At 62.6% G+C, this 13,986-nt stretch carries 15 protein-coding genes and 1 pseudogene; 3 read left to right on the top strand and 13 right to left on the bottom strand.

Going from position 1 to position 13,986, the window contains the following annotated elements:
• A partial coding sequence (locus GGQ90_RS27880; RefSeq protein ID WP_246428494.1) for a four-helix bundle copper-binding protein occupies window positions 1-296 on the bottom strand: 296 nt, incomplete at its 3' end.
• A 69-nt stretch (window positions 297-365) separates the two neighbouring features.
• The gene (locus GGQ90_RS27875; protein WP_004212961.1) at window positions 366-1,679 is read right to left on the bottom strand and encodes a hypothetical protein; all 1,314 of its coding nucleotides are present in this window, start codon (window positions 1,677-1,679) and stop codon (window positions 366-368) included.
• 309 nt (window positions 1,680-1,988) lie between these two features.
• Here GGQ90_RS27875 and GGQ90_RS27870 point away from each other — a divergent pair, with 309 nt between their 5' ends.
• A complete protein-coding gene (locus tag GGQ90_RS27870; protein ID WP_004212962.1) occupies window positions 1,989-2,459 on the top strand; it encodes a YybH family protein in 471 nt (156 codons plus the stop codon).
• 82 nt (window positions 2,460-2,541) lie between these two features.
• Here GGQ90_RS27870 and fliE read toward each other — a convergent pair whose 3' ends face one another.
• The 3 genes and pseudogenes from fliE to GGQ90_RS30095 all read right to left on the bottom strand — a co-directional run.
• The gene (gene fliE / locus GGQ90_RS27865; RefSeq protein ID WP_037491557.1) at window positions 2,542-2,994 is read right to left on the bottom strand and encodes a flagellar hook-basal body complex protein FliE; all 453 of its coding nucleotides are present in this window, start codon (window positions 2,992-2,994) and stop codon (window positions 2,542-2,544) included.
• 197 nt (window positions 2,995-3,191) lie between these two features.
• A complete protein-coding gene (locus tag GGQ90_RS27860) occupies window positions 3,192-3,896 on the bottom strand; it encodes a DUF6118 family protein (RefSeq protein ID WP_004212966.1) in 705 nt (234 codons plus the stop codon).
• Window positions 3,897-4,703: 807 nt separating this feature from the next.
• Window positions 4,704-5,117: pseudogene (locus GGQ90_RS30095) on the bottom strand (YHS domain-containing protein); the annotation flags it as partial.
• A 206-nt stretch (window positions 5,118-5,323) separates the two neighbouring features.
• Between GGQ90_RS30095 and fdxA the strand changes: the two are divergent.
• Window positions 5,324-5,677, top strand: a complete 354-nt coding sequence (fdxA, locus tag GGQ90_RS27850; RefSeq protein ID WP_069319203.1) for a ferredoxin FdxA — start codon at window positions 5,324-5,326, stop codon at window positions 5,675-5,677.
• Window positions 5,678-6,241: 564 nt separating this feature from the next.
• Here the strand turns inward: fdxA and GGQ90_RS27845 are convergent.
• The 7 genes from GGQ90_RS27845 to GGQ90_RS27815 form a co-directional block, all read right to left on the bottom strand.
• Window positions 6,242-6,982, bottom strand: coding sequence for an MBL fold metallo-hydrolase (locus GGQ90_RS27845; protein ID WP_069320813.1), 741 nt, complete (start codon window positions 6,980-6,982; stop codon window positions 6,242-6,244).
• A 9-nt stretch (window positions 6,983-6,991) separates the two neighbouring features.
• Entirely contained in the window at window positions 6,992-7,438 is a 447-nt protein-coding gene (cueR, locus tag GGQ90_RS27840; RefSeq protein WP_188084557.1) for a Cu(I)-responsive transcriptional regulator, read from the bottom strand.
• Window positions 7,439-7,839: 401 nt separating this feature from the next.
• Window positions 7,840-8,481, bottom strand: coding sequence for a peroxiredoxin (locus tag GGQ90_RS27835; protein ID WP_004212981.1), 642 nt, complete (start codon window positions 8,479-8,481; stop codon window positions 7,840-7,842).
• Between the two features lie 60 nt (window positions 8,482-8,541).
• Window positions 8,542-9,612: a cysteine synthase A gene (locus GGQ90_RS27830; RefSeq protein ID WP_188084556.1), complete on the bottom strand. Its 1,071-nt coding sequence runs from the start codon at window positions 9,610-9,612 to the stop codon at window positions 8,542-8,544.
• Window positions 9,613-9,664: 52 nt separating this feature from the next.
• The gene (locus tag GGQ90_RS27825; RefSeq protein ID WP_069320814.1) at window positions 9,665-10,942 is read right to left on the bottom strand and encodes a family 1 glycosylhydrolase; all 1,278 of its coding nucleotides are present in this window, start codon (window positions 10,940-10,942) and stop codon (window positions 9,665-9,667) included.
• Between the two features lie 117 nt (window positions 10,943-11,059).
• Complete coding sequence (locus GGQ90_RS27820) at window positions 11,060-11,506, bottom strand: DUF411 domain-containing protein (RefSeq protein WP_004212984.1); 447 nt, start codon at window positions 11,504-11,506, stop codon at window positions 11,060-11,062.
• Window positions 11,507-11,528: 22 nt separating this feature from the next.
• Entirely contained in the window at window positions 11,529-12,965 is a 1,437-nt protein-coding gene (locus GGQ90_RS27815; protein ID WP_037491563.1) for a multicopper oxidase family protein, read from the bottom strand.
• A gap of 290 nt (window positions 12,966-13,255) precedes the next feature.
• Here GGQ90_RS27815 and GGQ90_RS27810 point away from each other — a divergent pair, with 290 nt between their 5' ends.
• Window positions 13,256-13,540: a hypothetical protein gene (locus GGQ90_RS27810; protein ID WP_004212986.1), complete on the top strand. Its 285-nt coding sequence runs from the start codon at window positions 13,256-13,258 to the stop codon at window positions 13,538-13,540.
• A 64-nt stretch (window positions 13,541-13,604) separates the two neighbouring features.
• On the opposite strand, the gene GGQ90_RS30090 is transcribed toward GGQ90_RS27810, so the two are convergent.
• Window positions 13,605-13,907: a cation transporter dimerization domain-containing protein gene (locus GGQ90_RS30090; RefSeq protein WP_446692646.1), complete on the bottom strand. Its 303-nt coding sequence runs from the start codon at window positions 13,905-13,907 to the stop codon at window positions 13,605-13,607.
• Window positions 13,908-13,986: the final 79 nt, after the last annotated feature.

Genomic DNA, 13,986 nt, shown 5'->3' with positions numbered 1-13,986 from the left:
CACGCGGCGACGCAATCCTCCATGCCGTCCAGCCCTTCGCAGCTCGACGCGCACGCCCGGCAAATCTCGGCGCACTCGCGGCAGATATGCCGGTGATGCTCAGATTTCCGCGCCATGAAGTCGATCGCGACCGCGCAAATCTGCGCACAATCGGCCATGATCTTCATGTGCTGCGGCTCGGCATGTCGGCCTCCCGCCTCAAGGCAATGGTTCATCGCCATGTGGAGGCAGGTGACATGGCATTCGTGGCAGGCGTCCATGCACGCCTTCATCTCGGGATCGATCTGATGCATCATTCATCTCCAGCTGAGCCCCCGCCCATTTGAAAATACGCGGCGCGCGCGCGTACCCCTTACCTCTCTCGATCAAGCCAGCTTGCTGGAGATGGCTTTGATCGCTTTAAGCCCCGATCCGAACCTGGCGATTGCCTCGCGGTTTCTCTCCAGCTCGCCGTAGGGAAGATACGATATGTCGAGATCGGCGACGCGGCTGAACGCGGGACGCTGTAACTGCGCGCGGACATCCGCCTCGCGGGCGTCGGGTGCGACCAGAAACAGCCCTGCGGTCGCGTGGAGGGCGCTGCCGCTCAGCGCCAAGTCGAGCATGCGCACAATGCCCGAGTAGATCGACGTCGAATGCTCGACCTCGAACGCTGCCGCGACGTGATCGCCGCCGCGCTCAAGCCACAGCACGTCGATTAGACGGATGGAATCCGCCCCCTTCGAGGTTGCGATGGAGGCGGGCAGGTGCTCAAGGCACCCATGTCCCAACGGCGATCCATTGAAGGCACGGCTGCGGTCGTTCGAGGCGATCCACACGTCATAGCCGAGCGCGAGTCCTAGATCGCGAAGCCATGCTTGGATTTCAGTATGGGTGCGCTCGTTCTCGCCTTCGCGTAGCGCCGCCTTGCTGAGCGTGCGCGCCTCCTCGCGCGCCGTCTCAAGCCGTTGTCCCCAACTTGCCAGCGCCTCGCCGCTAACATCGAGAGGAGGGGCCGGGTAGCGATCGAAGCCGATGTCGAACAGCAAGCCGCCAATCGCACCCAGGTCGTTCGATAGCAGGTCGCGGTGGCGATCGTTCAAGTCGAGTACACCCGACCGCATCGCCAGAAAATGCTCCCAGCTCCCGAGCTTCACCTTCGAGCCGGTCAGCGCGTTGTAGCCTTTGACGATCGCGGTGTTGAAGGGCGGCACCAGCGTCGGGTGAAGAAAATAGAGCAGGTTGGCGACCGCGGGCCCGAGCCCCTTGATCTTCAAGCGATCGATCGTGTGGATATGGCCAATAATTTCCTCGGCCGTGTCGCAACACGAACAGGCGTCGAGCAAGCGACCGAACGCCCGCTGGTTCTCCGGGTTTTCGTAGATATCGGGTATGCGGAGCTTCGGCTTCCAGAGAAAGGCATGGTCAGCGCCTTTGAAAATTTGACGCTGCTCGGCGACGGAATGAACGACCGTTTCGAGCGACGATCCCCGGTAGGCGACGCCGAACGTGCCGCGCTCGATCTCACCAACGACCTGGCCAATACCACGCCGGATCGAGCGGAAGTTTTTCAACCGTTCGTCCCACAGAAACCAGCTTCGGTAGGTTGCGCCAGGATCGTCACGCCAACGGGCAATAAGACGACGAACGAGGCCACCGTGATCCTCTCCGGTAGTAATTTGGTCGGGTTGCGTGGCCATATTGTCGGTGTGATCCCCATTCGCTGAACCAAGACCTAAGCCCCTGGCCGGTGACCGTCGAGCTTCTTGATTCAGCATACCGGACCGCGAGGTTCCGCATCTGTTCAGTTTTTGGTATAACGTGACAACGGCGGGGATGCTCGGTTTGATGGTGAGCCGTGACCATCGTGCTTGCCATCCAAAGTTGGCTAAGGGCTATTTAGTACACGGTAGCCTCGACCATTTCGCGACCTGACGGTCAGTCGGCTGCTCCATATCGCATCAAGCGGTGATAGCCTAAAGCCGGACAGTCTATTTGGGAGATCATGAATGAACACCGGCGTGAAAACGATTATGCTCATGTCGATCGCCGTGCCTGTTGTGGCGTGGGCTCAGCCGGTCGCCCGCGATGCCGATACACGGGCCGTGGAGGCTGTGCTCTCACGGTACAAAAACGCGATCGAGAAGCTTGACGTCGCTGGAACCGAAAAACTGTTTACGATTGACGCGCGGGTCTTCGAGACAGGAAGCCCTGAAGGAACCTACGCCACCTACCTCGCCCATCATCTTGGTCCCGAGCTGCGGCAGTTCAAATCGTTCCGCTTCTCCGACTACAAGGTCGACGTCCGCTTCGAAGGGTCGGTTGCCCTTGCGACCGAGACCTACCGTTACCGAATCGAGCCAAGAACCGGCGAGGCCGCCGAAAGACTCGGCGTCGCCACAAGCGTGCTGAAAAAGGTGAACGGAGGATGGAAGATCGTGTCCATGCACAACAGCGCTCGGAAACCGAAGGGCAGCTGACGGACGCAGGCGGGGGCTGGCGTGCGAACGTTTTTCGCAGCACCGGATTAGCGACAAGGCGATGTGCTTTCGGCAGATTGCGCTAGACCGGCATACTCATGATGTCCTTGTAGGCCGAAAGCACTTTATTACGAACTTGCAACGTTGCCTCGAATGCGATCGAGGACTCCTGCCGCGCGAGCATTACCTTCGCAATGTCGGTTTCGTCCCCGCGTTCGTAGGCGACCGTCAAAGCACCAGCGCGCGCATTGATCGCGTTAATTTTTTGAAGCTGCGTCTGAAAAGTAGAGGCGAAGCCGCCTGGCTCCGCGTGTCCTGGCTGCGACACGCCCGCCGCTCCGCTCACCCCTGAGACGGAATTTGGGCTATCCACCGTTCCCAGCGCGGTGTTCATCGCTGCGTCAAAAGCCGCTCCTCTCGCAGCCGCGGAAACGGCGACAGAATTCGGGTTGCTCGCTATATTCCGAAGCGCCGCGTTCTTGTCGAGGACGGCGTTCCGCAGGGCCATAACGTCGTTGATGGAGATGCTGCTCATATTCACCCCGGTGCGACTTCTATCGCATCTGTATGATCGCACTGTAAGCATTAGAAGATGGTTAACGACGCTTAGTATTGATTGCCTGATCGTGAAGCCATGCGCCGACCTCTAATTGGACCCGCCCAAGCGTGCCACGGTGAGGACCGGGCCGGATTGTCTATTGTCAATTGCTTGGCGGAATAGATACGCGGCCACTACGGGGCGACCTTAATTGTGCATCGCACTGTGGCACGCGCCCGATTCGCCGCTTTGCTGCAACCCTCGATCGTTTCACGATTGGCCGTCACGATCTTGTCGGCCGCGACGATCGCGCGGAACTGTGCGGCGTCGGCGCTCTGCATCATCCGCTGACCTGCCTCCCAACGGGGCATGTCAAGCGTCCGCGCCGCCATGCGCTCGGGCCATCGCCAGCTCGCCGGCGCGAGCTCGCGCGCGACGAGGCCCGGCACGATCGCCCATGCGAGGATGCCGGCCGCTACCCCGCCCAAGGCGAACCATAGCTGCCGGTTTCTCTGGTCGGCGCGTGTCCATGCGGACCCGGCGATGGCGCGAAGCTCGGCCATGACGCGGGCCTTGTCCTCGCCCGCCTTGGCGAGCGCCGCCTGATCCTCGCGCCGGGCGGCGTTGCCCACCGCGGCGATCCGTTGCGCCATCTGCTCCGGCGTCATCGCCAGCGCCGGACTCCGCACGATCACGTCGTTGATGAGCGCGACGCGGGCGGCCGTGGCGTCCACGCCCTGCTGCATCCGCCCTAACGTCTCGGTGTAGTCGGGAACGTCGATCGCGCCGCGCTCGGCCGCCAGACCCTCCACGGCGCGGCGCAACAGCGCCAGCTCGCCACGCATGGCCTCGAACGCCTCGGCCGCGTCGGTTCCGCCCTGATCGTCCTCGTCCGTCACCCGTCCCCCTTACCGGCTCATGCCACGATCGCGGTCGCGGCCTTGTCCGACCGACTGCGCCAGCTCCTGCCCGATCGACCGGCCCCGCTCCATGTTCAACGCCAGCTCGGGCGCGTGCCGCTTCAAGGCGGATTCGAGCTGCGGGTCGCGATGCAACCCGCCCGCGATGCTCTCCATGCGCTTGCCGAGCTTCTCCGCGCCCGCGCGGTCGCCGGCGCGCTCCATACTGGCCCGCGCCGCCTTCATGTCCTGCCACTGCTCCACGAAGCGCCCCGCACGCTTCTCCGGGTCGATACGGACCTGGCGCTCTACCTCCATCGCCTTCGCCGCGCCGCCCGTGTTCCCTTCGGCCGCGGCGCGTGCGAGCTGGGGGTCGCGCTCGATCGCGCTGGCGAGGTCGCGCGCGCCATTCGGTCGCACCTGGTCGAGCGCGTCGCCCGCCTTCGCCAGCGCCTGTTCCTGGTGCGCCAGCACCGGCAACCCCTTCTCCCGCATCCGGCCTATATCGGCCGCGGCGCGCCCATAGCGTTCGATCGCACGGGCCTGCGAGGGCGCCAGCGGCCGATCGGCCGCGATGCGCTCCGGCGACGTCGTTTTTTCCGACGTCGGTTTCGGCCGGAACCCGGCGAACATGCCCCTGGCCTTGTCGCGCACCTTCTCCGCCACCTGACGCGCGAGTTCCGGGAACCGGATCTCGCGCCGATCGGCGAACGCACGGGCCTGGTCCTGCTCGGGCCGCGCATAGTCGCCGGCCATGTCCTTGCCCCGGTCGCGCGACATGGCGCGGACGAGCTGGCGCTGGTCGGCGAAACGGCGCGTGAAGTCAATCAGCTCAGGGTTCGGGCCCTCGTCCAAAGTGGGCTCAAGGGGTTCCAGTGCCATGCCGCAAATCGGGCAGCTGTCAGGACCGGATCGACGAACCTCCGGATGCATTGGGCAGGTCCAGACGCTGCCTTCTGCAGCCTGCGGGAGCGTGCCCATCGCCGGGTGAAGCACGGCAGGGTCAGTTCCGGCCGGATTGAGGTAGCGGTCCGGATTGCTGGCGAACTTCGCTTTGCAGCCGGCGCTGCAGAAATAGTATTTGGTCTCGCCGAGCTCATGCTGGTGCTTGGCCGTTGCCGGGTCGACGGTCATCCCACAGACTGGATCCTTCACCTCGTGAAGAGCTGTGTCTCGCGAGGGAGTCGCAGTGTTGGAAGAGCAGCAGCTATGATCGGCCATTTGATGATCCTTGGTGTCTGAGACACGAGATGCGGCTTCCCACCATGGGAAGGTCAAGGGGCTGTAGACCGCAAAATGAAACGCGGTGATCAGGCTCTGTGTCCAATGATCCCCATTGACCTTCGTCACGTGTTGAGTCGCCGTCGATTGGGAGCTCGCGGGGCAAACGAGGTGAACCAACCGACCGCTCAAGCGTCGGTAGCTCCATGACTTATGTCGTCACGGAGAACTGCATCCGGTGCAAATATATGGATTGCGTGGAAGTGTGCCCCGTCGACTGCTTTTACGAAGGCGAGGCGATGCTCGCCATCAATCCGGACGAGTGCATCGACTGCGGCGTTTGCGAGCCCGAGTGCCCGGCCGAGGCAATCCTGCCTGACACGGAGGCAGGCATCGATTTCTGGCGCGAGTTGAACGCCACCTATGCTCCGCAATGGCCGAACATCACCCGGAAGGGGGTGCCGCCGGCGGATGCGGATGAGAGGAATGGAGAAGCGGGTAAATACGAGAAGTATTTCTCGCCTGCGCCTGGTGCAGGGGATGCGGGACGGAGGGCCTGAGATGGTGCGCAACACCTGGCTGAAATTGGCTCTCGGAGGAGCCGCATTGATCGGCGGCGGGATTGGAGTCGCACATTTGGTCCAGCGGCGGCGCCGCAGCGTGGCGGAGGACGCGGTCCCATCCCGCTGGCTCAAGCGACAGTCTCAGGCGAACCGGGCCATGCACTTCCATAACCGCAGCGCCTCGCCTCGTTCCGGATCAAACGAGGCGGCCTCGCCTTAGGCGCCCGTTCGCCGACGTACGAGTACGGTCAGCACCTAGGGGCTACAGCTTTAGCTTGGGGCCAACGCGCTCACATATATGCCGCTGCTCCGGCACCGGCCGAGTTCCCTCAGGGCAAGGCACGTAAGGGTCGGCTGTGAGGCTTCGATAGAAGGAGTCTCTGAAGCGGTAGCGGTATTCGATCGAGCCGGCGATCACGAGGAGCAGGAGCGCTACCAACGCCCAGAGAAGCAGCTTTCGCTTACGGGAGGGTCGCATGAGTATCCCTGATCTAGTGAGATGTTACGAGCGGCAATTCCGCGCTTGGGCTCGCCTGGCCGATGCAGCAAGCAGGCGACCTGCTATCCCTGCTTTGCCTTGCCCTCGACCCAAGCGGTGCCATCAGGGCTCTCACCGCAAAGAAGATTAGCAGGGACCGCTGTATCGATCTTCTTTGGATAGGGCAGGTCGAGGCTCGCCATGATTTCGACGAACTCCGGCAGCGTCTTGCCGCCTCCCAGCCGGGGATTCCGCTCCCGCTCTTGAGCCACTGTGGAGACATGACGGTGCTGATAGTCGTGAGCCGGGTAGACGAGGGTGTCGTCGGGAAGGGCGAAAATCTTGCTGTGGATCGAGCCGTAAAGGATGTCCGCGCTGCCATTCTGGAAGTCCGTGCGACCGCACCCGTCGATGAGCAGGGCGTCGCCCGTAAAGACCCGTGCCTGACCGCCCTGCTCGAGCAGGTAGCTATGATGTGTGTCGGTGTGCCCTGGTGTGAAGAGCGGCCGTAGCGATAGGCTCCCCACAGCGACCGGCTCTCCTTCTTTGATGCCGATATCCGCACAGGCGAGGCCCTCCATGGCGGGATAGGCGACTTTGCAGCCGGTAAGTGAGCGCAAGCGAGCGGCGGAGCTGACGTGGTCAGCATGGATGTGGGTCTCGATCGTCATTGCCAAGCGGAGGTCCAGCTCTTGGACGACCGTCAGGTCGCGCTCCGCCGCCTCCAGCACTGGATCGATAAGGACGCATTCTCCGGTTTCCTCGCACCCGATGAGGTACGTATAGGTGGAGGACTCGGGTTCATAGAGCTGGCGGAAGAGCATGGCTGGCGCTCACCCGACCCTTGCTACGCCGAAGCGATTTTCGGGCGGCGAGGCGCATTCCCCGTGGCGGCCCTCAGCGAGATCCTTGAGGATTGGGCAATCGGGCCGATCGTCGTCGGTGCAGTTCTCCGCGAGGTGCTTCAGCGTGGCGATCATCGCCTCCATCTCCGCTACTTTGGCGCAGAGCTGCTCGACATGCTCCATGGCGAGTACCTTGACGTCGTGGCTTGCCCGCTCTCGGTTGTTCCAGAGGGGCAGGAGATCTTCGATTTGTGCCACGGAGAAGCCGAGGTCGCGTGCGCGACGGATGAACTGGAGCGTGTGAACGTCGCTCTTGGTGTAGACGCGGTAGCCCGCTGCGGATCGATCGGCGGATTTGATGAGGCCGGTCCGCTCATAGTAGCGGATCATCTTCGTTGAGACGCCCGAAGCGGCTGAGGCCTGGCCGATGTTCACGAGGATCTCCTGAGATTGGTTGTAACGACATCCCACGGCAAAACCGGGAGGATGGCTTTACTCCTTCCCACCGTGGCAAGGTCAAGCCGAGATCGGGGTGTTTGGCTGACGAGCGAATCGACGGCTCGGCTTGAATGGTTCCGGGTCAGAAGGAAGGGGGCGCGGGGAACGGTTGCAAGCCTGCGCGAGCTCACGACCAGAGACGCGCCCGACGGGTGTGGGCATTTAGGAAACACCCGCCGGGCGGCACGACCAGGACGCCTTGCGGCGCCTGTCCGTGAGCAGTCACTGGGCGGCTCAGCTCGCTCGGCTATATTATCGCAGGCCGTGCGGTACGCTCGACTTCCCCCGCCACTTCGCCTGCTTTTCATTCCTTCAATCCGTCTCCCCTTGAGCGGATATCATCCCGCCTTCTGCGGCTCGGGCACGACGCGCAGATATGGTTTCAGCGTCTTCCAGCCTCCGGGGAACTTCTCCCGCGCCTGCTCATCGCTGAGCGAGGGGACAATGATGACGTCCTCGCCGCTCTTCCAGTCGGCCGGCGTCGCGACGCTGTGATTGGCGGTGAGCTGCAGCGAGTCGATGACGCGGAGGATCTCTTCGAAGTTGCGGCCGGTGCTCGCCGGGTAGGTGAGGGTGAGCTTCAGCTTCTTGTCAGGGCCGATGACATAGACCGACCGGACCGTCAGCGTGTCGTTGGCGTTCGGGTGGATCATTCCATAAAGGCCGGCGATCTTACGCTCAGGATCAGCGATAAGCGGGAAGTTGAGCGCAGTCCCTTGCGTCTCCTCGATGTCGCCCGCCCAGGCCCGGTGATCATCGACGGGATCAACGGAGAGCCCGATCACCTTCGTGCCTCGGCGATCGAATTCGGGCTTGAGCTTGGCCACCGCGCCAAGCTCAGTGGTGCAGACCGGAGTGAAGTCCTTCGGGTGAGAGAAGAGGACCGCCCAGGAGCCTTCGATCCAATCATGAAAGCGGATCCGGCCCTCTGTGGTGTCAGCTTCGAAGTCGGGGGCGATGTCGCCGAGCTGGATGGTCATGTTGTGTCTCCTTGGTTGTTGAGAGGGAGGGGGAAGGGGATCAATCTGGAGGGACGATGCTCAAAGCGCTGGCGGCGCCGCTTGCGGTGCCCAGCACCGGCTCAGGGCTTGGTGGACGAGCGGATTGGAACCCTCGATCCACTGGGGCACGGGCAGGCCCTTCGAACGCAGGAAGTCTGGATTGAAGAGCTTGGACTGATACCGAGTGCCGTAGTCGCAGAGGACGGTCACGATCGTGTGGCCGGGTCCGAGCTGCCCCGCGAGCCGCGCCGCGCCGGCGACATTGACGCCAGAAGAGGGGCCGACACAGAGACCCTCGTGCTCCAGGAGGTCGAAGACCATAGGGATGGCTTCGTCGTCCGCTATGTGGAACGAGAAATCGGGCGTGAAGCCGTCAAGGTTAGCAGTCACCCGGCCCTGACCGATTCCTTCTGTGATGGACGATCCTTCGGACCGAAGTTCTCCGCTCGTATAGTAGCTGAAGAGGGCAGCGCCGGGTGGGTCAGCTAGTGCGATGGCGATGTGCGGGTTCCGCTCTTTGAGAGCGATGCTGACGCCGGCAAGAGTGCCGCCCGTGCCGACGGCGCTGACGAAACCGTCTACCTTGCCGCCGGTCTGCTGCCAGATTTCTGGTCCGGTGGTCTCGACGTGAGCTTGCCGATTGGCGACATTGTCGAACTGGTTCGCCCAAACCGCGCCGTTCGGGCTGAGCTCCGCCAGCTCGGCAGCCAAGCGGGCCGACACATGCACGTAGTTGTTCTCGTTGCGGTTCGGCACTGCCGGCACCTCAACGAGATGTGCGCCGGAGAGGCGGAGCATGTCCTTTTTCTCCTGGCTCTGCGTTTCGGGGATGACGATAACGGTGCGGTAGCCGAGCGCATTGGCAACGAGGGTTAAGCCGATGCCGGTGTTGCCGGCCGTTCCTTCGACTATAATGCCGCCCGGCCGGAGCTTTCCGCTACGCTCCGCGTCGCGGATGATGAATAAGGCGGCCCTGTCCTTTACGGACTGGCCGGGGTTCATGAACTCGGCTTTGCCCAAGATTTCGCAGCCCGTGAGCTCCGAAACGCGGTCGAGCCTGATCAGAGGCGTGTTGCCGATAGCATCGATGATGCCGTGGTGGATGGTCACTGGTTTCTCCTGCAAAGGGATAGGCGCTACGGCGCTAAGCGGCGAGATCGAGTCAGCCATGGTGCAGACAGATGCTCTCGGCGGGCAGCATGCCTCGCCACTGGGAGACCAGTTTTCGGTAGGCTTCTCCGACTGGGCGGATGCGGCGGTCGAGGTCGAAGAGACCGAGCGGGTTCACGTTGCCGTTCTCTTCGCGAAGAGCGGTGTCCCAGTCGATCTGATCCGTCAGGCTGTACCATGTGAAGCCGATGATCGGCACGCCATCGCGCCGCAGCTGGACCATGTTCGCCCATTCCTTGGCGAGCCAGCCGGGCGCCCGCTCCGCATCGGCGAGGTTCGTCTCGGTGTGCATGACGGGAAGGTGGAAGCGATCAAAATACTGTTTGGTGATGACGTAATAGCCGAAGATCTCGCCTGAGGCCGTGATCGGACCGTCCTCTTGGGCCGGCACCATGTGCTCGTTCGTAAGATAGTAGTCGTTCCCCATGATGCAGTGGGGCTTGATCCGCTGCCCCCAGTGCATGAACCAGTCATATTCCTGCGGGGCGAGACCGCTGTCGGTCAGATAGCGGTACATCCTGGCGCTGACGTCGTGACCGTAGCAGAGGTCCAGCGAGAGGAACCTCTTCTCATTGTAGAAGCTGGCCCGCTCCTCGGCGGCCGGGCACTCTGCGTGGAAGTATTCGGTGGACTCGCTCTGGATGAAGAGCGTTCCAGTCTGCTGCCGCGTCCGCAGGATGGCTCCTTCGGCTAGGAGGTTTGCTTTGACGAGGTTCCTGAGTGCGGTCACGAAAGCGGCGTCGGATGCCAATCGCTCGTTCCACCATCCGATCTGCGCCGAGAAGGTCGCGGCGATAAAGATTTCGTTCACCGGGGTATAGAGCCTGACCCAGGGGAAGCGGGCAGCAAAGGCTGCCGCATACTCGGCGAAGAGTTCAGGCCATTCCTTGTTCTGGAAGTCGCCAATCCAGTCCGGCACACCGAAGTGACAGAGGTCGACGATCGGGGTGATGCCGAGCCGCCTCAACTCGGCGAACGTCTCGTCGGCGAACGACCAGTCATAGCGACCCGGCCCTAGGTGGGTCAGGTGATATGGGGGACCATAGCGCAGATATTCGATGTCGAGCTCTCGGACGAGCCCGAAGTCCTCCCGCCACCGGTCGTAGTGGCCGCTCTTGGCCATCTGGTCGACACGGACTGTGGCGCCGTCGCGCCCCCGGATCGTCGGATAGCTGTTCTCGATGCCCGTAGCGAAGATGAAGGAGCGATCAGCAGGGACCGCGTAGCGCTCCGGCCCCTCCGGAAAGTTCTTGGTGTCGAGCGTCAGCATCGTCTCTCCGTGACGGCATTCTTCTGAGTAGCGGGCCCCGCTTGCCCCGGGGTTGCTGAACGTCGTGGGTGACGGTCCGCAGAGCCCCGGAGCCGAGAGGCCGCGAGTAGGTCCGCCCTATTCAACCGAGTAGACGGCTGACCGGCCCGCCTTGTTGAAGGCGAAGACTTTGAATGGCTTGGTCTTCGGGCCCATCATCCCAGGGGAGCCGGTCGGCATGCCGGGCAGCGAGATGCCAGTGATCTTGGGCCGTTGCGCGAGAAGCTTGTTCAAGCTTTTCACGGGAACATGGCCCTCGACGACGTAGCCGCCTACCAAGGTGGTGTGGCAGCCTTCGAGGGCGGTGGGGATCCCGTGCTTCTTTTTGATGAGCGGCAGGTCGTGGGTGGCTTGGACCTTCACCTCATAGCCGTGGACGCGGAGATATTTGGCGTACGTCTCGCAGCAATCGCATTGCGGGTTCTTGTAGAGGACCGCCACGGGCTTCGCCCCGCCGGCTGCCACGGCTGGGGCGGTTAGCGCCAAGCCCAGCCCGAACATGGCGGATTTGATGATCTTACGCATACGAGTATCTCCTGCAGTGTGTTCAGGCGACGCGCAGGTTCGCCATCATGCCGGCGGCCTGGTGTTCGAGGACGTGGCAGTGGAACATCCAGTCGCCAGGGTTGTCGGCAACGAATGCGATTTCCGCCGTCTCGCGCGGCGGCATGAGCACGGTGTCTTGCCACTCGCGGTGAGCCGTAGGTTTTCCATTCCGCGAGATGACGCGGAAGCTGTGGCCGTGGAGGTGGATCGGGTGCCACCAGGCCGTGTCGTTGTTGAGGTTGAGAACGACGGTTTTCCCCCTGGCGAACGTGAGCATCGGCTCATGAGTATGGCTCGTCGCCGAGACGCCGTTGATGGCCCAGCTCATGCCTCCCATCATGCCCATGCCGCCGCCCATCATGCCGCCGCCCATCATTCCCATTCCGCCGCCCATGCCGCCGCTGAAGGTGATCTCGTGGCGCGTTGCCGCTCTCAGGTGCGGCTCGGCGATGCGATTGGGAGGCAATGCGATGGGCGTCGTGAGTAGGGCCTGCCGCAGCGGATTGGGGCCGTACTCCAAGGTCGTGAGCGTGTACTCGAGACCCTTGTAGAAGGTGTCTTCCACAGCGAACTTCAAGCTTGGGTCGCCGACCATGTCGATGATGAGATCGACCCGCATGGCTGGACCAACGAGAACCGATCCGCTCGGCTCATGAGGGGTGACCGGTTGCCCGTCCAGAGCGACAATCTTGGGGCTGTGGCCCGCAAACTTCAGGCCGAAGATGCGGGCGTTTGCTGCGTTGATCAGCCGCAGCCTGACGCGCTCGCCCGTTCGGACCGCGAGAGGCTGCGGAGCGCGTCCGTTGATGGTGATCGTATTGCCAACGCGGCCGGCGTGCATGCTGTCATGCATGTTGCCGAAGTCATCGCTGATCTGCCCATCCTCGAGAAGGCGCCAATCGCCGAGGAGCCAGGTGATATCCCGGTCCACCTTGATGGGCTCGGCTTCTTCTACGATGAGAGGGCCATAGAGGCCGCGTCCGACTTGCTGTGAGCTGTTATGGTGAGGGTGGTACCAGTAGGTGCCAGCATCGGGCGCAACAAAGTCGTAGAGGAAAGTCTCCCCCGGCTTGATCGGCTTCTGAGTAAGGTGGGGAACTCCGTCCATCGCGTTTGGCAGGCGAATGCCGTGCCAGTGTACGGTCGTTTCCTCCTGGAGCTCGTTTTTGACGCTGACCCTTAGCCGATCGCCCTGGCGAAGCCGGAGCTCTCGCCCGGGTACCTGACCGCCGTAGCCGAATACGGCGGTGCTCACGGTCGAGTCGGACAGCAAGCGAGCGCGACCCGCCTTGGCGGCCAGCTGGATATCGCCCGCCCGAGCGGCGACCCGGGAGCAGCCCGTGACGGCCGCTGCTGCGGTAGCGGTCGCGCCAAGCATGAAGCCTCGGCGGCTGACCTGCCATGTTCTTTCTACGTTGGAGAGGTGCTCAAAATGCATCGTCTGATATAAGCGACGACCGAAAACTACGCGTAGTCCAGCAGCGACCCTGGGGTCGTCGAAGCTGGTCCTGAGGTCGGTCGGCGAATCTCCTTTGTGAATGATTCGCTGAGCTTATCCGGCTTCCAATCGTGGGAAGGTCAAGCTCAAAAGAGGCGCGTCTGAGGTTTCGGCGAAACCGCTGCTGCAGCGCCATGCCGGACTGTGGCCATAGCCGCCCGCGACACCTCTTGACCCTCCAACGGTGGCAAGCCGCATCAAGTCGTCCTCATCAAGAGAGAGGACACCCGATGAAGTACAGACTTGACCAGTCAGGGCATCCGTTTCCTGTCCCGAGGGACGAGCAGGAGATCGGACACGGAGGTGATCTGACCCCACCGAAAGCGCGGCGAGGCCTCGGCGACGTCGCGATGTGGCTGGTAGTTGGAGCCGCCATTGTCATGGTCGTCGGACTGGTGCTCGGCTGGTTCGATCATCATGCGCTCGGCTGGTTCTCGATCGTGTTCCTGGCAGTGTGCTTCGGCGCTTTTGCTCTGATTGCGTTGCTCTCGTTCGGCGGGACGCGCAAAGGATAGCTGCTGCGGGCGTCGCCCTGAGCTCCCGGGCTTTTGGCGACGCCTCGTTCGCACCGGCGTTAAGCTATGTGGTTTGCGAGACGTCGATCTCCTCAGCGCCTTCCTCGACCGAGGCTCGCTGGCTCTCCACCTGCAAGGTGGAGAAGTAGATGTCATGATCTCGCTTCAGCAGCTCCCCGGCTTGGCTCAGAACTCGCTCTCCATCGGAGCTGAAGTCTCGCACAATGATGTGGCCCGACAGCACGTTCTTGCCTGAGGCGAGGCTCCAAGCATGGACGTGGTGGACGTCGCTGACCCCGTCGATGGCTCGCAGCGCTTGGATGCCCGCCTGGAGGTCGAAATCCTCGGGGGTGGACTTGTAACGGATTTGCGCCGGTCACCTGAGCGATTAGAGCTCGCAACAGGAGACCGACGAGATGATCAAGCATACAGAAGAGTTCAAGCAT

This window comes from Sphingobium scionense, from assembly GCF_014197035.1.
In the GTDB taxonomy this organism is placed as follows: Bacteria; Pseudomonadota; Alphaproteobacteria; order Sphingomonadales; family Sphingomonadaceae; genus Sphingobium; species Sphingobium scionense.
The sequence above is the reverse complement of the archived record's forward strand: the minus strand, read 5'-3'. Positions and strand labels throughout refer to the sequence as shown.